At 69.7% G+C, this 22444-nt stretch carries 14 protein-coding genes and 3 pseudogenes; 6 read left to right on the plus strand and 11 right to left on the minus strand.

Annotation, left to right across the window (positions count from 1 at the left end):
* Positions 1 to 32: 32 nt before the first annotated feature.
* Positions 33 to 497, plus strand: a complete 465-nt coding sequence (locus ACFVYK_RS00270; protein ID WP_389766860.1) for an SRPBCC family protein — start codon at positions 33 to 35, stop codon at positions 495 to 497.
* Positions 498 to 1153: 656 nt separating this feature from the next.
* On the opposite strand, the pseudogene ACFVYK_RS00275 reads toward ACFVYK_RS00270, so the two are convergent.
* Positions 1154 to 1357, minus strand: a pseudogene (locus tag ACFVYK_RS00275) (NAD(P)/FAD-dependent oxidoreductase); the annotation flags it as partial.
* Positions 1358 to 1368: 11 nt separating this feature from the next.
* On the opposite strand from ACFVYK_RS00275, the gene ACFVYK_RS00280 reads away from it, so the two are divergent.
* Positions 1369 to 1611: a hypothetical protein gene (locus ACFVYK_RS00280; RefSeq protein ID WP_389766862.1), complete on the plus strand. Its 243-nt coding sequence runs from the start codon at positions 1369 to 1371 to the stop codon at positions 1609 to 1611.
* A gap of 252 nt (positions 1612 to 1863) precedes the next feature.
* Here ACFVYK_RS00280 and ACFVYK_RS00285 read toward each other — a convergent pair whose 3' ends face one another.
* Complete coding sequence (locus ACFVYK_RS00285; protein ID WP_389766864.1) at positions 1864 to 2772, minus strand: magnesium and cobalt transport protein CorA; 909 nt, start codon at positions 2770 to 2772, stop codon at positions 1864 to 1866.
* Between the two features lie 675 nt (positions 2773 to 3447).
* Positions 3448 to 3858 carry an ATP-binding protein gene (locus ACFVYK_RS00290; protein WP_389767171.1) on the minus strand — a complete coding sequence of 137 codons (411 nt, stop codon included), beginning with the start codon at positions 3856 to 3858 and terminating at the stop codon, positions 3448 to 3450.
* Between the two features lie 246 nt (positions 3859 to 4104).
* Between ACFVYK_RS00290 and ACFVYK_RS00295 the strand changes: the two genes are divergently transcribed.
* The 3 genes from ACFVYK_RS00295 to ACFVYK_RS00305 all read left to right on the plus strand — a co-directional run bounded on the left by ACFVYK_RS00295 (position 4105) and on the right by ACFVYK_RS00305 (position 6125).
* Positions 4105 to 4464: an STAS domain-containing protein gene (locus ACFVYK_RS00295; RefSeq protein ID WP_389766866.1), complete on the plus strand. Its 360-nt coding sequence runs from the start codon at positions 4105 to 4107 to the stop codon at positions 4462 to 4464.
* Positions 4465 to 5149: 685 nt separating this feature from the next.
* Complete coding sequence (locus ACFVYK_RS00300; protein ID WP_020131495.1) at positions 5150 to 5320, plus strand: hypothetical protein; 171 nt, start codon at positions 5150 to 5152, stop codon at positions 5318 to 5320.
* A gap of 613 nt (positions 5321 to 5933) precedes the next feature.
* Positions 5934 to 6125: a hypothetical protein gene (locus tag ACFVYK_RS00305; RefSeq protein WP_389766868.1), complete on the plus strand. Its 192-nt coding sequence runs from the start codon at positions 5934 to 5936 to the stop codon at positions 6123 to 6125.
* A gap of 78 nt (positions 6126 to 6203) precedes the next feature.
* Here the strand turns inward: ACFVYK_RS00305 and ACFVYK_RS00310 are convergent, their stop codons facing one another.
* From ACFVYK_RS00310 to ACFVYK_RS00320, 3 genes and pseudogenes are all read right to left on the minus strand, one after another.
* On the minus strand, positions 6204 to 7277 hold the full coding sequence (locus ACFVYK_RS00310; protein ID WP_389766870.1) for a hypothetical protein: 1074 nt from the start codon (positions 7275 to 7277) through the stop codon (positions 6204 to 6206).
* A 10-nt stretch (positions 7278 to 7287) separates the two neighbouring features.
* Entirely contained in the window at positions 7288 to 7455 is a 168-nt protein-coding gene (locus ACFVYK_RS00315; protein ID WP_389766872.1) for a hypothetical protein, read from the minus strand.
* Between the two features lie 105 nt (positions 7456 to 7560).
* A pseudogene (locus ACFVYK_RS00320) lies at positions 7561 to 7748 on the minus strand (ubiquinol-cytochrome c reductase cytochrome b subunit); the annotation flags it as partial.
* A gap of 783 nt (positions 7749 to 8531) precedes the next feature.
* Between ACFVYK_RS00320 and ACFVYK_RS00325 the strand changes: the two are divergent.
* Complete coding sequence (locus ACFVYK_RS00325) at positions 8532 to 9101, plus strand: TetR/AcrR family transcriptional regulator (RefSeq protein ID WP_389767173.1); 570 nt, start codon at positions 8532 to 8534, stop codon at positions 9099 to 9101.
* On the opposite strand, the gene ACFVYK_RS00330 is transcribed toward ACFVYK_RS00325, so the two are convergent.
* The 5 genes and pseudogenes from ACFVYK_RS00330 to ACFVYK_RS00350 all read right to left on the minus strand — a co-directional run bounded on the left by ACFVYK_RS00330 (position 9098) and on the right by ACFVYK_RS00350 (position 22441).
* A complete protein-coding gene (locus ACFVYK_RS00330; protein WP_389766874.1) occupies positions 9098 to 9703 on the minus strand; it encodes a GPP34 family phosphoprotein in 606 nt (201 codons plus the stop codon). The genes ACFVYK_RS00325 and ACFVYK_RS00330 overlap by 4 nt on opposite strands.
* Positions 9704 to 9716: 13 nt before the next feature.
* Positions 9717 to 10088 (minus strand): annotated as a pseudogene (locus ACFVYK_RS00335) (YbfB/YjiJ family MFS transporter); the annotation flags it as partial.
* Between the two features lie 178 nt (positions 10089 to 10266).
* Positions 10267 to 10863 carry a hypothetical protein gene (locus tag ACFVYK_RS00340; protein WP_389766876.1) on the minus strand — a complete coding sequence of 199 codons (597 nt, stop codon included), beginning with the start codon at positions 10861 to 10863 and terminating at the stop codon, positions 10267 to 10269.
* 128 nt (positions 10864 to 10991) lie between these two features.
* Positions 10992 to 17828, minus strand: coding sequence for a polymorphic toxin-type HINT domain-containing protein (locus tag ACFVYK_RS00345; protein ID WP_389766878.1), 6837 nt, complete (start codon positions 17826 to 17828; stop codon positions 10992 to 10994).
* 128 nt (positions 17829 to 17956) lie between these two features.
* Positions 17957 to 22441, minus strand: coding sequence for a LamG-like jellyroll fold domain-containing protein (locus tag ACFVYK_RS00350; RefSeq protein WP_389766880.1), 4485 nt, complete (start codon positions 22439 to 22441; stop codon positions 17957 to 17959).
* Positions 22442 to 22444: the final 3 nt, after the last annotated feature.

A 22444-nucleotide genomic window follows, 5' to 3' on the forward strand; every position in this document is an offset into this window, starting at 1 on the left:
AATCGGTACATGCCCTGTGTACCGTGTGGTACATGAGGTCTGTCACCGTGTCGATCGACGTACTGCAGACGCCCGAGCAGGTCTATGACTTCCTCGATGTCATGGCTCACCACGAGCGATTCACCAACCACTACCTGACCGACTGGCGCTACAGCGGCCCCGGCCGCGGCACCGGAGCGCGCGCCACGGTCACAGCCGCGCTGGGCGGGACCAAGACCGACGTCACCATCGAGGTCGTCAAGGCCGACCCGCCGCGGCGCATCGTCGAGCGGAACGTCAGCGCGGCAGGCCGACGCCTGGCCCACGGCACCTACACCATCGAACCTCTGCGGGCCGGCGGGAGCCACGTGGCGTTCACGTACGCCTGGGTGCGCGCCCCGGTCGCCGACCGTCTGCTGGCACCCGTTGTCCGGGCCACGATGCGGCGCGCCAACCGCACTGTCATGCGACGTCTGGCCACCGAGTTGGCTCGCCACGTGTCCGTTGCCGGATCCTGACGTCTCGCAAGCCCCCGGCACCCCGCTTCCACCGCTGCAAGAGCTCGAATTCGCTACCCACTGGACGCGGCAAAGGACATGCTCAGCGACTTCTGCGGCATCGACCGCACAGTCCGCGTACCGGCCTTTGGCCGAGCCCAGACCATCGCCCCGTCCATCCCCCACGCTCTGTTCTTCTGCCTCCAAGCGCAGAACGAGGTCGCCAACCCCGACCTGCTCTTCCACTCCCAAGGCGAGGAATGGCGACCCACCACCATCCGCGGTGTCATCCCGTACTTCCTTCAGGTCGAAGGCCACGAAGTGCGCCGGCCACTCCCGTACCGCCTGAGCGGCAGCCGCCCCGCGCTGGGCGAGCCGCTGCTGCACCGCTCGAACGCCAGCCTGTCCCGCTCCCACACCACGAGCTCGCCATCGATCCCGGTGTCCGCCGGCAGCTGCGCCAGGGCCGCCGCCCGGATCTCTGGGAACGAGGCCGTCATGTCCGTGCCGCGCCGTGAGCGCAGCAGCCCCCGCCCGCCCGCGTACACGGTGGATTCCTCACAAAATGGGCATGCCGAGCCGACGCCGGGCAGGGCCGGTCGGCGGGTGAACGGGGTGGGCGGGGGCCCAGTGGGCGCGGGGCGGGTTCGGTCGGCCAGCCGGGCCCCAGGGGGATGTCAGGGGGCGGGCGTCTCACCCCGCGCGGCGGCGAGCGCGGCGTCGGTGTCCGCAGAGACCAGCACGGCGCTGATGTGGGAGCCGGCCAGGACGCCGGCCGCGGCGGAGGCGCCGACCTGGGCGGAGAGGTCGGTGGCGTTGCCTGCCACCCACACGCCCGGCACCTCGGTGGTGCCGACCATGCCGGAGGCGAAGCGGCGACCCGCGGCGCAGGATGCCGTGCGGGTCGATCTTCACCGAGGGCGGCGCGACCAAGGCCCTGGCCGAAGCCCACCCGCTGGCCGTCCCGGTTCTCGCCGTGGACGGCGTCAACGTGCCGTTCACCGCGCAGACCCTCCGGCAGGTGACCGCGGGTGAGGTCACCGCCGTCCACATCGAGGGCGTCGGGCATTTCGTCGCGCAGGAGGCCCCCGAAGCCCTCGCCGCCGCCCTGGTGAAATTCGTCGGGTCAGACTGAGACGGCCAGGCGGATCGCTTCGAGCTCGCCGGTCAGGGGCAGCGGACCGGCCGCGTACGGAACCAGCCCTGAGGAGTCACATCGACGGCTGAAGGTCAGCCAGACCGACAGTGCAGAGCGCGAAACCGATGCATTGGCGACCCACGGCGCACTGCCGGCACAGGGCCCGCCGACTGGCGGATCAGCTTGTCCAGGACTGACCCCTGCGAGGGCGGCGCCGGAAGTGGCCGGGCGACGGCGGCGCCCCGCCGTTCAGAGCCAACCGTTGCGGCGGAAGGTCCGGTGCAGCAGGGCAGCGGTGCCGACCATCACGGTGATGGCTAGCGGGTATCCGTAGGTCCAGCTCAGTTCCGGCATGTGGGCGAAGTTCATGCCGTAGATGCCAGCGACGAGGGTGGGGGTGGCCAGGATGGCGGCCCAGGCGGAGATGCGGCGCATGTCGTCGTTCTGCCAGGTCCCGACCCGTGCGAGGTGGGCGTCGAGGGCGGAGTTGAGCAGCTCGTCCAGGGAGCGCACCTCGGTATCGGTGCGGTGCAGGTGGTCGGCGACGTCGCGGAAGTACGGCAGCAGCTCCTCGGGCCATCCTGCGTGCGGGCCGGCGAAATCCTGCACCACCGGGACCAGGGGCTGGACGGCGTCGCGGAATTCCAGGACCTCGCGTTTGAGGGAGTAGATCTGCTCGGTGAAGTCCTCGCGCTCCGGGGAGAACACGCGCCGCTCCAGCGCGGTCAGGTCGGTACGGACCTGGGCGGCGGCCTCGGTGTAGGAGTCGACCACGGTGTCCAGGACGGCGTGCAGCACGGCGACGGACCCGAACCGCAGCATCTGCGGATCCGCAGCCAGGCGCCGGGCCGCCTCGCCGGTGGGATCGGCCGGGCCGTGACGGACGGTCAGGGCGAAACGCGGGCCGGTGAAGACCATCACCTCACCGGTCTCCACCTCGCAGCCGTCCTTCACGTACCACAGCGTCTTCAGCGCCACCACCAGCACATCCCCGTACCGCTCCCGCTTGGGCCGCTGGTGCGCCTCGCCGGCGTCCTCGACCGCCAGCGGATGCAGCCCCAGCGGCCCCGCCAGTTCCTCCAGATCACCCGGGGCGGGCTCGTCCAGATGCACCCAGCAGAACTCGCCTTCCCCCACCCGCTTCAGACCGTCCAGCACCCCCGCACAGCCACCGTCGGCCTGTCGGCAGTCCACTTGCTCCGGCTCGTCCGCTGACTCACGGTAGATGACGCACCTCATGCTTCACGCCTGCACCGCTGGGGCGATTACATGCCTGCCGGCCATCGACATCCAGCCGCCCGGCATGCCGTCTACACGTGACGGTCACGTTTCCTCCACATTGTCCGGCTTTTCGTCTGGTCGGGCGGGGCTACCCGAACGGAAAAGCCATCTCCGGGAGGGGTTGCCGTGGTCATCGCCGCCTTCCTGCTGCCCCCTGGGCCGCTGTGCCTTGTCTTTGCACTGGGCCGCTGTGAGGAATGGCTTTCCGGGCGGACTACGCCCCACGCAGCCGGCGCTGCGGCATGCCAGGGCCAGGCGCCATTTGTCCCTCGTTCCGCGCACGGGCTCCCAGGCGCATTCAGGCAGCAGCAAGTCTGGGCATCCGGGGGGCGCCGGCGGGCATAACCAGGTGCTGCGGCAGCGGTTGCGAGGCGATGAAATTCCACGGCTTCGGCTGCCCGGCAGCCAGGGGTCCACGATTCGACGCCGGGCGTGAAGCAAGACCGCACCCGCGCACCGTGACCGAAACACCTGATGGCGGTGGCCTGGTGGTGCTCGCCGAAGCGCTCTTCCCGCAGGGCGGCAAGGGCCGCTGGGCATCGGCCCGACCTGCTACCGAGGGCGGCGACCGGTGACGCCGCCGCCGGGGTCGTCGGGCAGGGCGATGCGGGCGGTGATGCGTTTGCCGACCGGCTCCCGCTGGACCTCGAAGCCCTGCGCGACGGCCATGACGATCTCCAGGCCGTGCTGGCCGGCTCTGCCCGCATCAGCGGCCCGGGTCACCGGCAGGACAGGATCGCTGTCCCACACGACCACTTCCACCAGGTCCCCGACGATGCGCAGGTCCACCGGTCCGGGCGCGTACTTGCGGGCGTCGGTGACGAGCTCGCTGACCACCAGCTGCGTCAGGTCCATGGCGCGCGCGGACACCGGCAGGCCGTACTCGGCCTGGACGCGGGCAAGGAAGTCCACCGCGCGGTGGCGCGCCTCGGCAATGCAGGATCCGTCACCATCCAGAGCGATGGTTCCCCCTGTGTCGGATCGGCGTCAGACATCACGCCGTCCTCGCCATCGGGGACTGCTCTCGCCCGGTCCACCCTTACTTCCCCCGTTCACACGCCGCGCGTACCCCGCCCTATGCAGCACATGTCCCGTGAGGACCGCGTAGCGGGCCGCACACGCGTTCGCCGTAGCATCGAGGCGGGTTACCGGCGCGCTATCGTGTCGGAGCCTTGAGCCCCCCATCTACCGAGCGCAGCCGAGGACACGGTGACAGACACCCACAGAGCGGCCCCATCGGGCCTGTCGATCGATCGCACCGCCGTCGACGGCATGCGGGTGCTCACCGTGCGCGGCGAGATCGACCACGATGTCAAGGACGTGCTCAGCGAGGCCCTGCTGTCCTTCGACGCCGCGACGCCACGGACCGTGGTGGACCTCAGCGGCGTGACCTTCATGGACTCCAGCGGCATCAACGTCTTCGTCGCCGCCCACCAGGCCATGAGCGACGCTCAGGGGTGGCTGCGTATGGCCTGCGTCCAGGAGTCGGTGCTGCGCCTCCTTCAGCTCGTCGGTCTGGACCAGGTCATCGGCTGCCATGCCACCGTCGAGCAGGCCCTGACCGCCTGACCTGCGGCGTGCCCGGCCGCGGCGTTCTAGCCGGCTTCCCCGTCTGAGGCCTCCTGCCGGCGTGACCGCCGGTGCATAACCGCCCCCAGCTCCCGCCCCACCGGCTCCGACAGCGTCTGCCCCAGCGCCCAGGCAATCACCGACTCGGCCACCGTGTGCGGCTTGATGTTGGTGCGCTGGGACACCTCACGCAGCACCTCGAACCCGGGGCAGCCGGCGCAAGCCGGTGGATGGCGGTAAGCACCCCGATGGCCTGGTCCACCGTCGCGTGTGAGTCGACGGCTTGCCGCAGCTGCGCGTTCTCCTCCTCCAGGCGGGCGTTTCTGGCGTCGTCACTTGTCCCGTCGGGCGAGGACGCGGCACGCGGGAAGTCGTCATGCTGGTCTCCGTACAGGGGCAAGGCATCCCTGGTACGCCTGCCCCCAACCTCGACGGCGAGACACCCGCACCGAGGCGTGAAGATCAGCACATGAGCAATGGCTCTTCGCCGGCCTCGGGGATGGCTAGGGCACCGCCCCGTGCAGCCCGACGCGCAGCACGGATAACTCGCCCCGGGGACCCGGCGCAGAGGTGCACGCCGTGGAGGAACTGGGTGCAGTGCCCGCAAGAGCAGTGGAGAAACCAGGGAAATCGACCGTGTGTTCTCGCATTCGCCGGGCACCAGGAGCGACGGAGGTTGATAACTATGGTTCCCCTGCTACTCGTTCTTCTGCTGGCTCTGATCCTCTTCGGCGCGGGCTTCGCGCTGAAGGCGCTGTGGTGGATCGCCGTCATCGTGCTGGTCGTCTGGCTGCTCGGCTTCGTCATGCGCTCCGCGGGCACAGGCGGCCGCAAGGGACGCTGGTATCGCTGGTAACCGCCAAACAACAGCATGCCTGGGGCCCCGGATACACCCGGGGCCCCAGGCATGTCCCGGATCAGGCCATCTCTCCGGGCAAACGGTGTAACTACCACCCTCCCGGGAACCGGGCCTCATAGCTGGGGCCCGGTGAGCAGTGGAACCTGCGCCTCCAAACCACCGGACCCCAGCCACCCCCACATCGCCCACCGCGCCGCGATGCTCTACACCCTCCCCCAGCCCCAGTACGACGTCGTGCCGCTCCGGCCGCAGGCCCGCGTGATAGCGGGCTCCGTGCCGGGAGTCTGGCGCTGTCGGCGGTTGGCGCGACGCTGCTCGGGAGAACGAGATCGACCGCCGCCGAGGACATGGGTGAGAGGCCACCGACGTCACCGGCATCGGCGGCCCGGCGCTGGAGAAGCTCGGGGGGCGACGCGGCCACCGGCTCCAGCCTCGACTTCGCCCGCAAGGCGAAGGCGTCCTTCACCTACACCGAGAGCAGCTCCTCCGAGGTCAGCGAGGAGCTGTACGCGACACCCCGACGAAGCTGTCCACGGGCATCTCGAAGGTCTTCGACGCGATGCTGTCCTGCCCCACGTACCAGGTGACGTCGGGCAGCATCGTCGTCGACATGGGCACCGCGAAGTCGGCCGCGCCGAACCTCGGTGACGAGCAGTGGAGCCAGCTGCTCACCTTCTCCGCCGGCGGAGAAGGTGAGCGTCGTCAAGCAGACGGCGATCCACACAGCAACATCCTGATGATCGTCTCCGGCTCACCGGGCCTCATGGAAGCCCACCTGGACAAGGCGCGCACCACCCGCTGAGCCACTCCCGCACCTGCCCCGTGTCCTGGCCTGTCCATCCGGCAGGCCAGGACACCGGGGCGTCGTCATCTGCGCAGATCAGCCGTCGAGGCGGAGTTCGCCTGGCTCGTAGCGAAGTTGGAAGGTCTGAGCGTGTTCCCCGTGCATCCAGTACAGGGTCATGGTCGACAGCATGCTGCGCTTGACGTATCGAGTTCGCGCGGGCATTCCTTCGTCCTGCTCGACGATCCACTTTTCCACCCGCTCCGGCAGACCGAACCTCAACGCGTATGCCTCGGGGTGCTCCGCGGACCGCAGCTCCCAAACGGGGTGTGACGCTGCCTGATTGATGCGGCGCAGGCGGACCGCATGCGTGGGACGTTCTCTTGCGTAGGCAACGAAGGCGTATAGATCATCTGAGGCCAGCCCCAGAACGAACGGCGCTGCAGGAAAGGCCAGAACAAGACCGAGTTGCGATCGGCTGTAAAGGCCCTGCGCCAGGTGATCGAGAGGATTGCGAATGGCATCGGGCAGTTCCATGTCGCCCGGGTCGATTTCCAGCAGCGGGCCGCGAAGGTACGTACGTAGATCGCGCACCTTCGGTCGATCGGCCGCCGGAGCCGCTTCGAGCACTGCGTGAATCGTGTCGGCCGTGGTCTTGACGAGATTCCGCAGCACAGCGAAGTCCGGTGCGGAGAGGTCGATCAGGGATATCTGGTGGGCCAGCGCGTAGTCCTGGGCCTCCGGGCTAAAGCCGGACGTAGAGAAGATCGCGTAGCTATAGCGGTATCGCGTCCTCGGCCGGCCGGTCCCTGGCGCGGTGAGTGTGGTGGTCTCACCCTCGTTCACGTCGTGGATCACACCGTGGCCATTGCGTACGGTGGGCAGACCAACTGCAGTCGTGGTCAAGTACTTTGCCTCGACGAACAAGCGGACAGGCAGGGAAAACGGCGGGACGTACCGGAACTGTCCAAGCGCATCGACCTGGTGCCACGCTCCGCGTCCACGGACCAACAGACCGTTCTTGTCCTCCTTCAGCACCTTCCACGGCTCCATGTCCTTGTCGTCGTCGGCCGTGAGGACTTCGAAGCCGCTGGACCGCAACAGCCAGGCCAGCACCTCCTCCAGGAGGTAGCCACGCAAGGGTCCTTTGCCTATTACTTTGCCTGCCACGACGGAGATCCTACGTACGGCTGGATCTTGGTTCCAGGGCGCCGCCGGGTTCGCTGATGCCGAGGCGGAGCGCCGCCTTCCCGGCGGGGGCCGGTTCGGACTGGATCACCTGGCCACCACCTCCGCCGAGCAGCTCTTGGCCGAGGCCGCGCATCAGCTGGGGTGCCCGTGCACCCACACGGAGCGCACCGGCCGCGTCGAGCGGGAGGTCGTCGCGCCACCGAAGGTGCTGACCTGCTCGTTCTCGCATGCGACGGGCGACCCCAGTCACCTCGGGCAAGGCAGTGTGGCCCCAGAAGTTGATCTCCCAGCCCGGCATGATCCGCAACAGCCCCTCGGCGAAGCCCATGTACCAGTCGGGCTGGGAGCCTGCCGCGACCTGGTCGGCCCGGTAGGGGCCGAAGGCCCAGATCGAGTTGATCTGGGCGATGCCGCGAGGACGCCGAAGACCAGGAAGAAGAAGCCGCCCGCAGCAGGACGCCGAAGACCCAGTCGACCTCACGCGGCTTGTGCCACCCTTCCAGGGTGTCGGCGTCCAGGAGCTGCTCATCGACCAGGCGCCTGGTCACCTACGGGTCGGGCTGGATCTGAGCGGGCTGACAGGCTGCTGCGTATGCCTGGCCACGGTGCAGCCCACCACAGCCCCGACACGTGAGCGGCAGCTCGCGGCCCTGCCCGGTGACGCCCCGCTGATCGTGCTCACGGAAGGGAGCACCGACTCCAGGCTCCTTACGACGCCTACGCCGACCGGCTCGCCAGGCTCGCCGGGGTGCCGTACGCCATGGTCAACTTCTTCGACCGGCACCGCCGGTTCGTCTCGGGCCTGCATCTGCCGGACGTGCATCGCCCTTCGTGAAGCCCGACGGAACCACACCCGTGCTGGGCCGTGAACTCGCCCGGGACCACGGCTTCTGTCCCCATGTAGTGGTCCGGCGCAAGGCATCGGTGCTGGAGGACGTCTGCGACTCCCCCGGTTCGCGGGCATCCGATGGTGGACGAGTTCGGCATCCGCTCCTGCCTCGGCGCCCCGCTCGGGGATGACGCTCGACACGCTGTGCGTGGCCGACTTCGCGCCGCGGCCCTGTGGCAAACCCGGTCTGGAGGCCATCAAGTCCTCGGCGGCAAAGCCGCTGGCCAGGCGGCGTGGGGCCGACGGGCTGCCGCTGGTGTGGGGCGCGTCCCGATCGCTGGCCGACCGGTCTAGTACCGCCGTACTCTCGTGGTACGGGACGCACCAGTGACGCCAAGCAGAAGATCCTCGGTGCCGCGCGCTGGCTGATCGAGGGGCGCGGTTACTCGGCGCTGGGCGTGGCCGAGATCTGCAAGGCGGCCGGGGTGCCGAAGGGTAGTTTCTACTGCTTCTTCGAGTCCAAGGAGTCCCTCGCGCTCGCCGTCGTCGACGAGCACTGGGCGGCCCAGAAACCGGACTGGGAGCGCGCGCTGGGCGGCACGGGAAGGCCCCTGGAGCGGTTGCGGCGGCTTTTCGAGGAGACGGAGGCCGGTCAGCGCGCCGTCCAGGACGGCTGCGGCACCGTGTCCGGCTGTCTGTTCGGGAACCTCACCCTGGAGCTGAGCTCCCAGACGGAGAGCGTCCGCCTGCGCCTGCAGAAAATCTTCGAGGCGCAGGTCGACATGGTCGAGTCGGTGATCGCCGAGGCCCGGCGGCGCGGCGAAGTGCGCGCCACCGAAACCCGCCAGGCCGCGCGTGCGGTGGTGGCCCAGATGGAGGGCCAGGTGATGTTCGCCAAGCTGTACAACAACACCGCCCGCCTGACCCCGCTCTGGGACAACTGCCGCGCGCTGCTGGGCGCGACGGCCGCTTAGAAGCCCCGCCACACGTTGTCGAACGCGGCGTCCTCGATCGCCTTGCGCTGGCGTACGGCCTCCAGTTCCATCACCGCGTCGCCTACGGCGGCCAGGACCGTCGTGACCGTCTCGCCAGCGAGGGCCTCGGCGTCCTCGGACGGTTCGTCGCGGATGCCGGCCGCCGCCGCCAGGGCGGCGAGGATCGGCTCGCCCGACGCCCAGCGGTCCTCGGCCTCTCGCCGGGCCGCCGAGTCGGCCAACTCCGTACGGGACGTGCGCAGCGGAATGCGGTGACCGCGCGACCGGGTGGTCGGCACGCCCCGTTCGAAGTCCTCGACGTAGGCGGAGGAGAGCCCGCGGCCCCGGCGCCACAGCCAGTCCTCGACCGACTCGTACGGTTCCTGTCGTACGAGCGTCCCGACGGCCTCGTCCAGCAGCGGGTCACCGGTGGGCGCCTGGGCGCTCGGCAGGATGCGGTCACCGTCCAGGACGAGTGCCTTGGCCTCGATGAGGTCGAACACCTCGGCTCCCGCGAGCGCGAGCGACAGGTCGCCCTGTTCGACGGGCCGGTCCGGTGCCGCCCCCAGGGCGACGATCGCGAGGTCCCGTGCGGTGGTCATGAGCGACTCCACGTCAGTTGGCCGAGTGCGGGACGAGAGCGTCCGCGTCCTTGCTCCATTCTCGCCGCCCTGCGCCTGCTGTGTGTCCTTCTACGACCAGGTGGTGCGGGAAGCCGATCCGCAGCAGGGCCGGCCGGTAGCCGTGGTGCAGCAGCGGGGCGACGACCAGCGGGCCGAGGATCTGGCCGACGGAGTACGCGGCGGTCAGCAGGGCCACCGAGCGAGGAAGCCCCAGATGAGCCCCGGAGGCCAGGGCCAGGGTGCTCACGCCCAGGAACGTGGCGCCGAACAGCACGGCCGACACCAGGCCCGCCGCCGTACCGCCGACCAGCGCGGGCAGCGCGATGCCGGCCGCCTGGACGACGAGCGCGGCCACCAGCAGTCCGTCAGCGACAACATCCCCCGCGGCGTCCACGTGCCGCCGCGTACCCAGGCGGGCACGGTCGTGCCCCGGCCCGGCCACGACGGCGAACTCGTCCGCCAGCTCGAGTGGACCACCGCCCTCCGCTGAACGGCCGGGCGGCGGCCCAGCGGCGCGGGGTGGGGCCAGGCTGGAACCTTTGTCATTCCTGTTCGGGCACCGGCTCCGCAGGGTGACTCCTGAGCCAGGCCTCACCCTCGGCCCGCTCCGCCGCGGAGGTCCGGGGATTGGCGGAGCGCCGCACGACGTAGTCGCGGATGATCTTCACCCGGTGGGGATGGGGAACCACCAGTGAGCCGACGGACCGCTGCCATGTGGTGCCTCGCAGGATGACGTCGCCGTCGAGCGAGAGCATGGCGAACTCGGGGAAACCGGCCGCCGAGCCCAGGACTCCGGATGCTGCACCGGCCCCCATGATGTCCCACTCCTGCGACAGCCGGACCCTCGCCCAGCGCAGGATGGGCGCCGAGTCGTCATCGGCGTAGTTGACTCCCAGCAGGAATTCCCGGTCGCCGCCGAAGAACCCGTGGTCGACCGCCAGCCGGAACCACGCTTCGTTCGCTTTCTCGATCAACCGCGGATCGTCCCTGGCCACGGTCTCGTCGCGCCGTCCGTCCTCTCTCCGACAGCTGGTGGCCAACCAGGCGGCCGCGACAGGCAGTGCGCCGCCCGCGCCTTCCACCGCGCACCACAGCAGGCCTGCGTCGGCAAGCGACGCCGCAAGCTCTGCTTCTTCCATGGGAGCCAACCTTTCGCCCCGGTCCCGGGGTACCCGGAACCACCCGCGCCCGGCCGCCGCGGAGACTCCTGCCTCCCCGGCGGCCGGGCACCGCCGTGACGCTCACGGTGGATTCGACCTGCCTCCTGCTACGCGCGCGGCGTGTAGGGGTAGATCCTGGTGTAGTCGTGGTTCCTGACCCATCCGATGTCACCATGACCGTTGATCAGCACCCGGTAGCTGTTGCCGCCGTTCGGGATGTCGTAGATCTTGGCTCCACCCCACTTCCGGCCGATGCGCGCCGGCGTCTCCTTGCGCACCGTGAAGAAGTCGAGGTCCCCGTTCTCGTCCACCCGCTGCGGGCGTCCGTTGAGCTGGATGTCCGCAACGCCTTCGTGGACGATGTTCGGAGTCTCCGGGACGGGGTTGCCCCCCGTCACTCTCCGGGGGCAGTTGTGCACGAGCACCGGCGTCTCGCCCGCCAGCACATAGTACGTGTGGAGATCGGCGACGGTGAGGTTGTACATGTCGGCCGCGCCCGGGCGGGGCACCACGCGGGTCAGGGTGACCTGACTGTTGTCCGCGCCCTTGAGGGTGTGGCCCGGCGTGAGCCGGGCGGCCTCGACCCAGGTGAGGGTCGTGGCGTCCCAGAAGGGGTGCAGGGAGGTGGTGTGGACGGTGACGGTCTTGCCGTCGGGACCGCGGATCTCGAGGTCGACGAGGTCGTCGTCGTGGTGGAGAAGTTCGGCCGTCACCGTACGCGGACCGCGCTTGCCGGTCTTGGGGTCCTTGGCGATGACCTTGTCGCCGATCCTCACGTCGGCGATGGGCCTGGTGGTGCCGTCGGCCATGAGGACTTCGGTGCGGGGGTCGAAGCTGTTCCGGCAGCCACCCGCCATCTTCTCCTCGGCTCCCGCGGCGCCACCGAGGTAGGCCAGCAACAACTCACTGGTGATGCCCTCGATGACCCTGCCGCGCGCGACTTCCTTGGCCTCGTCCGCACACTGGCTCGCGTGGTAGACGCAGTAGGTCGCCGCGATCTCCTTGGCCGTCTCGGCGTCGGCGGCGTCGCCCGTGTGCAGCACGTAGAGGTAGGCCTGACGGCATCCCTCGCGCCCGTAGCAGGCGGAGCCCTCCTTGGCCGACTCGTGGACCGGGTTGTACCAGAAGTCGTCGGTGAACTCCCCGTCCATCATGCTGGCCCAGTAGTTCTGGAGCTTGTCGACGTCGTTGGTGACCGGGGTGTTCGTGGCCACCCAGTGCTTCTTCGCCGCGTGGGCGCGCTTGTAGATGTTGCCGCGGTGGTAGTCGGACGTGCCGGTCTTCGCGTCGTAGCCGACTTCCTGCTGTTCGTGCTTGCTGCAGTACTTGACGTCGTACTGGCAGGAGTTGGGCTTGGAGCCGATCTCCGTGCCCGCCGGGTCGGAGTAGGTGAGGGGGTTGTTGTTGGCGTAGGTGTAGCCGTTCATCTGCTGGGGGTCGGTGGCCGTGAAGACCGGGTCGACCGACAGGAAACGGCCCGTGGCGGTGTCGTACTCGCGGGCGCCGAGGTGGGTGAGACCGGTGGCGGTGTCGGTGGTGCCGCCGAGGAAGCCCTTGGTGCCCGTCCAGGTGTTCGTCGCGGTGCCGCGCGCCCCGCCGAAGGGCAGGGTGCGGCGCTGGGTCAGCGCCTGGGTGTCGGCGTTGACGGACAGCTGGGCGGTGCCGTGGTGGTCGGCCAGGGTGAAGGAGATCTTGCCGTCGTCGGACTGGACGGCCTGGTGGCCGCCGCCGACGTCGAAGTACCGGGTGGCCTTCGCGACGGTGGCGCCCTTCGCCAGGGTGATCTCGGTGGCGCCCAGGTAGAGCGTGGTCTCGGTCGGGGTGCGGCCGATCAGGCGGTTGCCGTCGGCGTCGTAGAGGTAGTCGGTGACCTTGTCGCTGCCGCCCTCGACCGGCTGGGTGACCTTGGCGAGATGTCCTTCGGCGTCCCAGTCCAGGGTCTGGGAGGTGCCGTTGCCGAGCAGCCGGGTCTGGGTGTCGCCGACCTCGTCATAGGTGAAGCTGTCGGTCGACTTGACCGTGCCGGTGGTGGTGTCCACCGAGCCCAGCGCGTGCGGCCGGACGGCGCCCGGGGCCGGGTAGTGGTAGCTGCGGTTGGTGTCCGCGGTGCCGGTCGTGGTGCCGTGCAGGGTCTCGGAGAGCCGGTTGCCGACCTTGTCGTAGGTGTACGAGGTCCAGTAGGGGGCCGGGCCGCCCAGCGCACTGGTGGAAGGGGTGGTGGCACAAGCGGTGGCCGGCTGGGCCCAGGCCTCGGTCACCCGGCCGAGGTAGTCGTAGCCGAAGCACTGGTTGTCGGTGCCGGAGCGGGATGTGTCGGAGACGGACAGGACGTTGCCGGCCTCGTCGTAGGAGTAGGTGTTGTACTGGTCGACGCCCGCGACGTCCTGACGGTCCACCCGCGAGGTGGCCAGCCGCTGGGTGCCCCACTGGTAGGTGTCGGTCTCGTATGTGGCCTTGCCGCCGTTGGCAGCCAAGGAGTACTGCAGCGGCTTGCCGGTGAGGCTGTAGGCGGTGGTCGCGGTCAGGTTCAGCGGGCCGCTGGCCTTGAGCGGCCGCAGGGTGCCGTCCTCGTAGGTGTAGGTGACGGAGTTGGCGGCCAGCGCGCCCGCCGTGGGATAGCCGACGCCTTGAACCGTGCCGGAGTCGTTGTACGAGGTCGTCGACAGATAGGTGCCCTGCAGCTTTCCCTCGGAGGAGGGGATCGTCACCGAGGAGCGCAGCGGCCGGTAGAGCCGGTCGTAGGCGACGACGCTCGACTTGTACTCCTGGGTGCCGCTGTATCGCGAGCTGGAGGTGAGCTGGCCCTTGGCGCCGCTGATGGTGTCGTAGACCCATTTGGCACGCAGGGCGCCGGTGGCGGAGGTGTCGTGCAGTTCCGTCTTGCGGCCCAGGCCGTCGTAGACGTAGGCGAGGACCGTGCTGCGGGCGTCCTTGGTGCTGGTCAGCTGGGACCGGTCGTCGTACTCGCTGTGGTTGGCGCCCTTGTCCGGGTCGGTCGTGTCGGTGAGCCGGCCCATCAGGTCGTACGTCCACGTCCAGGCGTTGCCGGCCGGGTCGGTGACCTTCGTCAGCTCACCGCGCGGCGAGTATCCGTACGACGTGGTGTCGTAGGCGGCCTCAGCGGCACGGGCGTGCAGCAGGCGCAGTTCGGTGGTGTTTCCGCGGGCGTCGGTGAGGGTGGTCCGGGCGGTGCCGCCGACGGGCGGGATGACGGTGGTGCGGTCGCCGCCGTAGACCGTCTTGGTGACGCCGAGGACGGCTCCGCCGTCGCCGTTGCCGGCGATCTGCTTCAGCTCGGTCACCCGGCCCAGACCGTCGTAGGTGTAACGGTTCTGGGTCTCGACACTCAGCGCGTTCTCGGGCTTGAAGAGAGTCGTGGAGGGCGCGGTGGTGTCGGTGTAGTAGGTGGCGAACTCCTTCGCGGTCAGGCCGCGTTCGTCGTAGAAGGTGTCCGCCAGCAGCGTCCCGCCGTTCGGGCCGGGGGCCTGAGTCTGGCGGGGGCGCAGGAACCCGTCGTAGAAGGCGTACGTGGTGTCCTGGACGCCGTTGTTGCCGATGGTCTTCGTGCCGACCACGACCGGCTTGCCGTCGGCGATGGTGTAGCTGAACTCGTAGGTCGGGGTCTGGCCGGTGAGCCGGTCCGCGAGCCATACCTTGGTGTTGCGGCCCAGCGGGTCGTAGGCGTAGGTGATGACCTTGCCGTTGGTGTCGGTTTCCGTCAGCGGCTGGCCGCGCAGGCCTTCGTAGGCGGTGGTCGATGTCTGGGCGGTGTTGGTGTCGCCGGCCGTGGCGGGCGGGGTGGTCACCGAGCTGCTCGTCGGGAAGCCCGTGGTGGGGTTGTAGGCGGTGGTGGTGGTCCGGCCGTCGCTGCGGGCGCTGCGGGTGAGCGCGCCGGCGGAGGTGACGGTGACGTCGGCGGTCAGGTCGGTGGTGGCCAGCGCCCGGCCGTAGCCGTCGTAGGTGGAGGTGGACTCCAGGTAGAGCGCGCTGGAGCCGCTGTAGGTCTTGAGTTTGGCGGTCCTGGTGGCGTCGCCCTTCGTGGCCGCGGCGCCGTAGGCCCCGCCGTCGTAGGCGGTACGGACGTCGGAGATGACGTCGGCCGGACGGCTGGTGGCGGCGTCGCACGCCTTGGCGACCGTCTCGACCCGTGCGACGGCGTCGACGGGAACGCTGCCGGGGACGTAGGTGGTGCGGGTGCACTGGTCGTCGGCCGCGGTCGCCGTGTCGCCGAGGTCCTCGCTCTGGGTGACCAGGCCGGTGGTGGTGTCGTGGGTGTCGGACGTCGAGGTCGTGCGCCACTTCGCGCCCGCGCCGTCGTCGAGCGACGCCCACGACGTGGTGGAGGCGGAGCCGGTCAGGTTGGCGGTGACGGTGCCCCAGGTGCGGACCTTCTTCGCGGTCTGCTTGTACCAGGGCCGGCTCACCGACTTGGACAGCACCTTGCCGCCCGGACCGGAGAAGGTGACCGTCTTGTACCCGAACCCGGCCTGCGACTCGTGGTCGGTGATCGGATCACCCTCACCCGAGTCGAGGGTGACGGAGACGCTCTTGGTGCCGCCGGTCGACGCCTTGCGGTCGCCGTCCATGCCGCGCAGGAAGTAGCTGTCGGTCTGCGTCTTCATCGCCGACGCGCCGCCCTGACCACCCGTGCGCACCCTGACGTGGCCGTAACCGCGCCACTGCGACCAGGTCTTGGACTTCTCCTTGGTCATCCCGTCGTCATCGTCGTAGTGCCACGCCGCGCCGTCCAGGTAGTCGTACATGGTGACCTGGTCGGGCGCCCCGCCGGTACGGTCGGTGGAGGTGACCGTGTTCACGACGTACTTGTTGAACCACTGCCGGTCCGGGTCGTCGGTCGAACTGCCCCCGATGTACTGCGGGAAGCACCGGGTGGTGTTGGTCTCCGGCGTGGGCAGCGAAGCGGCGTCGCACACGGGTGCCGAGTAACCCACGTCGATCTGACCGCCCGACTCGTCCGCGACGGTCGACAGCCGCGACTTGATGTACGGCGCGTAGCCGTCACCGATCTTGTCGAGCCGGTTGGCGAGCTGCGTGTAGGCGAAGGTGACCTTCGGCAGGGTGATCGAGGCCGCGCCGTCATATCCCGTACGCTGCACGGAGTCCAGCAGCAACTGGTAGTCGGTGTCGGCCATACCCCACCGGTGGGCGAGCTTCCAGCCGTCGACATTGCCGTAGGCACCCGACTGCAGCACCTGCGTGGTGACGTCCGTCAGCCGCTTGCGGGTGAAGAACGCCGGGGAGAACCGGCCGTCGTCACAGTCGGTGCCCGCCTCGCAGTTCAGGTCCCACGGCGTGTCGTACCAGTAGAACGCGTCTTTGGTGATGGAGGAGCAGTCGGTGGCGCTGTCCGCGATGCACCGCTCGGAGCTGGTGAAGTCGACCTTGGCGAGGGCCTTCGCCGAGTACATGGCCGTGGACTTCAGGCCGTACTCGATGCGGTCCAGGGTGCCGCCGCGCACGTAGGGGGTGTCGTCGGCCGCCTTGAGGTTGCGGCCGTAGGAGTTGGTCTCCTTGTCGTAGTAGTACGCGACGGCGTTGCCGTGCGGGTCCACCACGTAGTCCAGGTTCCAGCGCCAGCCCTGCTGGCACCAGGACGCCGCGAACGTCGAGGCGTTGCACGGCTCGTCGGCGTTGTTGCCGAAGACCGGCACCGTCCACGCCGAGTCGGTCGTCTCGTTGCCGCTCGCCCAGCCCGGCAGCCGGTTGTAACCGAAGAAGTACTGCGTACCGTCGGGGGTCGTCACCCGCCAGTACTCGTCGTTGCGGGCTCCGTTGGAGCGTACGTCGGACGAAGTGCCGTAGATCCGGTCGACCTTCGTGCCGTCGTCGTTCTGCAGCTTGAAGGAGTTGGCGCCGTTGGGCACCAGTTCCCCGCCCGAGCCGTTCAGCGACAGCGTGGCGTTGTCGTACGCCCAGCACAGATCGCCCGGCTTGTTGCCGTCGGCGTTGGTCGCTCCGTCGTCCGAGCAGCTCTTGTAGCTGCGCTCGATGAAGCCGGGCGCCAGGTCGAAGCCGTCACCGACCCACGAGGACTGGTTGTTGGTGTTGCCGGTACGGCCGTCGATGCCGCCGGACGCATACGACAGGCCGACCTGCGGAGTCAGCCCGCCGGGCACCTGCGGCACCGCCATGTCGTACGACCACGCGAACGATCCGCTGCTCTGGTCCGTGGACCAGGTCGACGACGCCGACAGCGACGTCGCCTTGTAGTCGCCCTTGTCGCCACTCGCCGCAGCGGTCGCCGCCAGCACCGTCGCCGTACTCGCGCTGAGCGCCACCGAGTTCGCCGTCAGCGTCTGCTTCTCACTGTCGTTGACACTCGCCACCGGCTGCGCCGTTCGGCACTGCGCCTTCTGCGGCGTCGTCAGCGCACACGCCGGAAGCCGCACCAGGGACAGCCGGGACGCGTAGCCGCCGCCGTACAGCCCGGCGAAGGAGGAGTAGTCCAGGCCGGCCCGGACGGTGCCGCCGCGCTGCCCGGCGCCCGGCCGGGGCGTCAGGGTGAAGACCGGGCCGTCGACCCCCGCCTTCCGCGACGCCTCGCGCGACAGCGTGCCCACCGTGTAGGTGCCCGCAGCCGCGTCCGCCGAGCGCTTGACCTTGGTGTCCAGGGTCAGCGGGAGCCCCTTGACCCTGGTCGTCCGTGGCTGCAGCGTCACCGCCGCCGCGCCGGCCTTCGGCCAGCCGGTGGCCGGCGCCTTCGCGGGCGTGCGGGGCCCCTTCGTCACCTTGCGCGCGATCGCCTTGCCCGCCGGACCGCCGTCGACGGGCGACTCGGCCTGCGGCAGCGCCGGCTTGCGCCAGCCCTCGGCGACGGCGGGCGCTCCCGACGCCTGTATCAGCGTCGCGGTCAGCACGGCGGCGGTGGCCACGGCCACCCGGCGCCAGGGCCGGCCCGTTCGTATGCGTGCTCTGGTCCTCATGCTGGTCCGTCTTCCTCCCGTTGAATGCTCCGCAGGCAGCGAGGAGCCGCGCACGGCGGAGCGAAGCAGTTGCCCGGGAAGGGGGCCGGCCGGGTACTGCGGCCGCCCCCTTCCCGCGGTGAAGCCGATCAGTCGCCGCTGGGGACGACGGTGTCCACGCCCGGCATGCCGACGGCGAGGGTGTCGATCTGGGCCTCGGTCAGCGCACCCTGGAAGACCCAGACGTCGGACAGCGAACCCGGGAAGTACTGGCCGGACGTGGTCCCGGTCGTGTCCCGGCCGAGCTGCAGCGTCCTGGCGGCCTTGTAGGTGAGCACGTCGTCGGACCACGAGACGGTGTCGGCGCAGCTCGCGTCGTCCTGCACACCGTCGTCGTCGGCGTCGGCGCAGGCGGTCTCCTGGAGCTCGCCGTTGACGTAGAGGCGGATCTCCTTGGAGAAGCCGTCGTAGACGAGCGCCACGTGGTTCCAGTCGGTGGGGCTGTAGAACATGCCGTTGCCGATGTCGGAGCCCGCGGCGGAGTCGCTGTCGGACTCGGCGGTGGCGATCCGCCAGCGGCCCGGATCGGTGGCCGGCGTCGCACTGGGCTCGTAACGCACGGCGAACGCGCTCTTCTTGGCCCCGGGCGCGCTCAGCACGGTGACGGGAGCCGTCGGGACGGCGGCCGTCTGCACGTAGGCGCTGACGGTGAAGCTGGTGCTGGTGTCGACCGGCACCACGGAGGCCGCGGCGTAGTCGTTCGCACCGTCCAGGACGACGGCACCGTCCACCCAGCCCGAACCCGTCTGAGCGCCGTTGTAAAGGGTCATGGCGTTGCCCGAGGCGGAGGCGTCGGGCGAGGTCAGCGGGGTGCCGGTGGACGTCTCGAACTTCCAGCGGCCCTTGACCACCGCACGCTGCTTGAACAGCTGCTGCACCTCGCCGGCCGACACCGGACGGTCGAAGAGCCGCACGTCGTCGATCTGACCGGGGAAGAACGACGTGGCCTTGCCCTCGAACGCGCTGGCGCCGATCTGCACTCCACCCCCGGCGTACCAGCTCGCGGACGTGGCCGCGGTGCCGGCCAGGGTTCCGTTGACGTAGAGCGAGATCTTGTCGGCCTCGGTGTCCTGGACGCCGACCAGATGCGTCCACTCGCCGCCGTAGGCGGTGGTGCCGTCGGGCTGCATGGCCCGCACCACCGTCGAGTCGGCGGTGTCGGCGCTGTGCTGGTTGAACACCCAGCGATCGTAGGAGTTGGAGTAGTACAGCTCGGGGCCGGTCACCGTGTCGCCGATCTGCGTGGCGACGGTGGCGGCATGGGTCGGTTTGGTCTTCGACAGCTTCACCCAGGCCGACACGGCGAAGCTGTACGAGGTGTTGACGTGCGAGCCGCCGGTGGCGGCGTAGTCGTCGGTTCCGTCCAGGGTGAGCGCGTTGCCGTCCACGCCGGCCGTGCCCGTGGTGGCGCCGCCCTTGAGGACCGCGGGGTTCACATCGGCCCGGCCGCTCAGCGCGGTCGCGTCGGCGGCGTCGTCCATGTGGAAGACCGCGCGGGCCGGACGGCCGCCGCCGGTGCTGTTCGAGCTGTACAGGCTGGACACCTCGGCCGCCGACAGCGGCTTCTCGAAGGTCTTCACCTCGTCGATGGCGCCGGGGAAGGGCGAGGCGGGCGTGCCGTTGAGGAAACTGCCGCCGATCACCATGCCGCGCCGTGCGTTCCAGGCCGTGGAGTAGGCCGTGGATCCGGCGAGCGCGCCGTTGACGTACAGCTTCAGCAGCTTCTCGCCGGCTGCGTACATGCCGACCAGGTGCGTCCACTCCCCGGCCTTGACCCCGCCCGCGGCGGCCTGCATGGCCCGCACGGGGGTGGCGTCGGCCTTGTCGGCGCTGTACTGGTTGAACACCCAGCGGTCGTAGCCCTTGGAGTAGTACAGCTCGAAGCCGGGGGTGTTGTTGCCGCGCTGGGAGGCCACGACGGCCGCTCCGCCCGGCATGGCGGAAAGCTTCACCCAGGCCGACACCGAGAAGCTGACATCGGTGTTGATGGTGGCGATGTCGGTGGCGGCGTAGTCGTCGACGCCGTCGAACTGCACCGCCTTGCCGAACTTGCCCTCCACGTCGGGTGTCGGGCCGTTGTAGAGGGTGGCGGTCTGCTCGGGCGCGCTGCCCGCCGCCTGGGTGGCGCCCGCCGCCTCGTCCATGCTCCAGTCGGCGCGTTCCAGCTGCCCCGACTTGACCCGGAACTGGTAGGTGCGGATCTCGGAGCCGTTGCCGGCGGTGTCGAAGGACCGCGCGGTGAAGGTGTTGAGCCCCGGCTTGAGCGGCAGTACGGGCACGGTTCTGGCCGCTCCGCCCGAGGTGGCGACCGTGTTGGCGGAGACCGGGTCGCCGTTGAGGCCGAACCAGTACTTCGTCACGTCGGAGACGGCGCCGGTGATCACGAAGTCGCCGTACTGGCCCACTCCGTCGTACCAGGGATCGTCCGGGTCCTCGGGGTTGGAGGCCGGATAGATGGCCGAGGAGATGGTGGGCGCCTTGGGCACACTCGTGTCGTAGACGAAGTAGCAGGCGGTCGCGTCGCCCGTGTACGACCACGGCGAGTACTGGGCCCCGTCGTAGGACTGGACGTACCAGTTCACCGTCTTGTTGGCAGGAACGGAGGGCAGGGTGATCGCGAAGTCCGAGCCGGACTTCTTGGCCGTCGTCAGACCCGACTTCCAGCGGGTGACCACTCCCTTGCCGTCACCGGTGTCCCAGCTGGCCCGGAACTCCACACGGACGGAGTCGCCGTCGGGGTCGGTGACGTCGTTCGCGTAGATCTTGCCCAGCGAGCGCACCCGCGCCGCGGCGGCGGGCTTCTTGCACGAGCCGCCGTACTCCATGCTCAACTGCGACATCTTGACCTGCGGCGGCGGACGGTTGTACTGCACGCGCAGATAGGCGTCGTCCGAGAACCGCTTCCAGGCGTATCCGTCGGACTCGCTCGCCGCCCGCATACCGAAGGTCATCGTCGACCACTTCTTGTCCGCGGCCTGCTGCACCGCGGACTTCACGTCGAACTCCGCGTCCTTCGCGGCACAGCCGGTGAACCCGTAGGCGAAGGACTCCGTCTTGAGGCGATCGATCCAGAAGGCGTCGTTGTCCTGCGAGTTCCACGTCGTCGAGGAGGAGATGTCCTTGGTGCGCCACAGCTCCACGCTCCGGGCGGAGCAGGACGCCGACCAGGTGTTGCGGACCACGAACTCGGCCTGCAGCACGGTCCGGCCGGCGAACTTCGAGGTGGGGATGCGGTAGAAGAGCCGCTTGGTGTCGTACGGCGCGCAGTACGACCAGTTGCAGTACCCGAGGCCCGCGTCGGAGTCGCCGTTGAACTTCCACTGCGGCGACGAGGCCCAGTACTTGGAGGCCATCGTCCACGCCGAGGCCTTCGGGGAGTACCACTGCGGGTCGATGAACACGGGGTACACCGTGTCCTTGCCCTTCAGCACGCCGCTGTCCGGCGTCAGGACCAGCGCGTCCTGCCCAGCGGAGACGTCCACACCGACCGGCGCGACGTTCGCGGACTCCGCGGCGACGGCCTCCGGGTCCGCGCCGCCCTTGGCCGCCGCGAGCGCGGAGGCGAAGGCGGATGCCGGCGCGGAGGGGGACGGTGTCGTGGAGGCGGGGGCTGCGGCGACCGCCGTTGGCGAGCGCTTCGAGGCGCTGGCGGAGGTGTGGGAAGCGTTGGAGGTGTTGGAGGTGCTCGGCGAGGCCGTCGGGGCGAGCGCGGCGCCGGTGCCTGCGGCGGCGGACCGTGTCGCGGTGCCGGGCGCCTTGGTGCTGGAGTCCCACATCACGGGACGGGGTGCCTCGAAGACCGCGCTCTTGGCGCCCTCGTCGATCGCCGCCAGACCGCCGCCGGCGGTCTCCTTGACCTGCATGCCGTCGGCGTCCAGCTTCAGCCGCAGCGTGCTCAGTGCACTGCTCGCCGCGGCCTCGGCCGACTTGACGACCAGGAGCTGGGTGAAGCCGTCCTGCTGCGCCGTCATCCGCAGATCCACGCCGGGCAGCACCTCCGGATAGGTGACCGTGTTCCCGATCAGCTCCGGGGACGGCAGCGCCCCGGGCCAGGACAACGCCAGTTCACGGCCGCTCTTCGTCATCCGCACCAGCGGGGAGGAACCCCCGCCGGAGAACGTCAGCCCGACTGTCGTGGCCTTCGGCGTGACCGTTCCGGCCGCGTTACGGGTCAGGGTGGTGTCGATGGCCCGCCACACGCCGTTCACCCGGGTGCGCACCGGACGCAGATGTTCCCGCGCCTCCAGGTGCCCCTTCGGGGTCGCATACACCTCGCTGCTCTCGCCGCGCATCGAGGTGATCTCCACCGGCTTGCCCGTGCGCGCGGCTTCGGCCAGGGCCTTGGTGTCCTCGCCCCCGCCGCCTTCTCCGGCGGCCTGGGCCGTCCCGCCGGATTCGGCGGCCGAGGCGGCCTTTGTGTCCTTTGCTCCCTTTGCAGGGTCCGTGGCCGCGGCTCCGGCTCTCTCACCGGCCATCGCCATGCCGCCGTTGAACGCGCTCGCCGCCAGCACCATGGCCGCGGAGAACGCGACGCCCGCTGCGCGCAGCCGACGTCTCCCCCCGTACGTATTCATATG

The organism is Streptomyces sp. NPDC058291 (genome assembly GCF_042880855.1).
GTDB lineage: Bacteria > Actinomycetota > Actinomycetes > Streptomycetales > Streptomycetaceae > Streptomyces.

What these genes read in the sequence shown, in the direction of transcription:
- ACFVYK_RS00340 (WP_389766876.1), bottom strand. Translation starts at nt 10,863, where the DNA reads ATGGAAGAAGCAGAGCTTGCGGCGTCGCTTGCCGACGCAGGCCTGCTG.
- ACFVYK_RS00270 (WP_389766860.1), top strand. Translation starts at nt 33, where the DNA reads ATGAGGTCTGTCACCGTGTCGATCGACGTACTGCAGACGCCCGAGCAG.
- ACFVYK_RS00350 (WP_389766880.1), bottom strand. Translation starts at nt 22,441, where the DNA reads ATGAATACGTACGGGGGGAGACGTCGGCTGCGCGCAGCGGGCGTCGCG.
- ACFVYK_RS00280 (WP_389766862.1), top strand. Translation starts at nt 1,369, where the DNA reads ATGCCGTGCGGGTCGATCTTCACCGAGGGCGGCGCGACCAAGGCCCTG.
- ACFVYK_RS00330 (WP_389766874.1), bottom strand. Translation starts at nt 9,703, where the DNA reads ATGACCACCGCACGGGACCTCGCGATCGTCGCCCTGGGGGCGGCACCG.
- ACFVYK_RS00345 (WP_389766878.1), bottom strand. Translation starts at nt 17,828, where the DNA reads ATGAGGACCAGAGCACGCATACGAACGGGCCGGCCCTGGCGCCGGGTG.
- ACFVYK_RS00300 (WP_020131495.1), top strand. Translation starts at nt 5,150, where the DNA reads ATGGTTCCCCTGCTACTCGTTCTTCTGCTGGCTCTGATCCTCTTCGGC.
- ACFVYK_RS00305 (WP_389766868.1), top strand. Translation starts at nt 5,934, where the DNA reads ATGGGCACCGCGAAGTCGGCCGCGCCGAACCTCGGTGACGAGCAGTGG.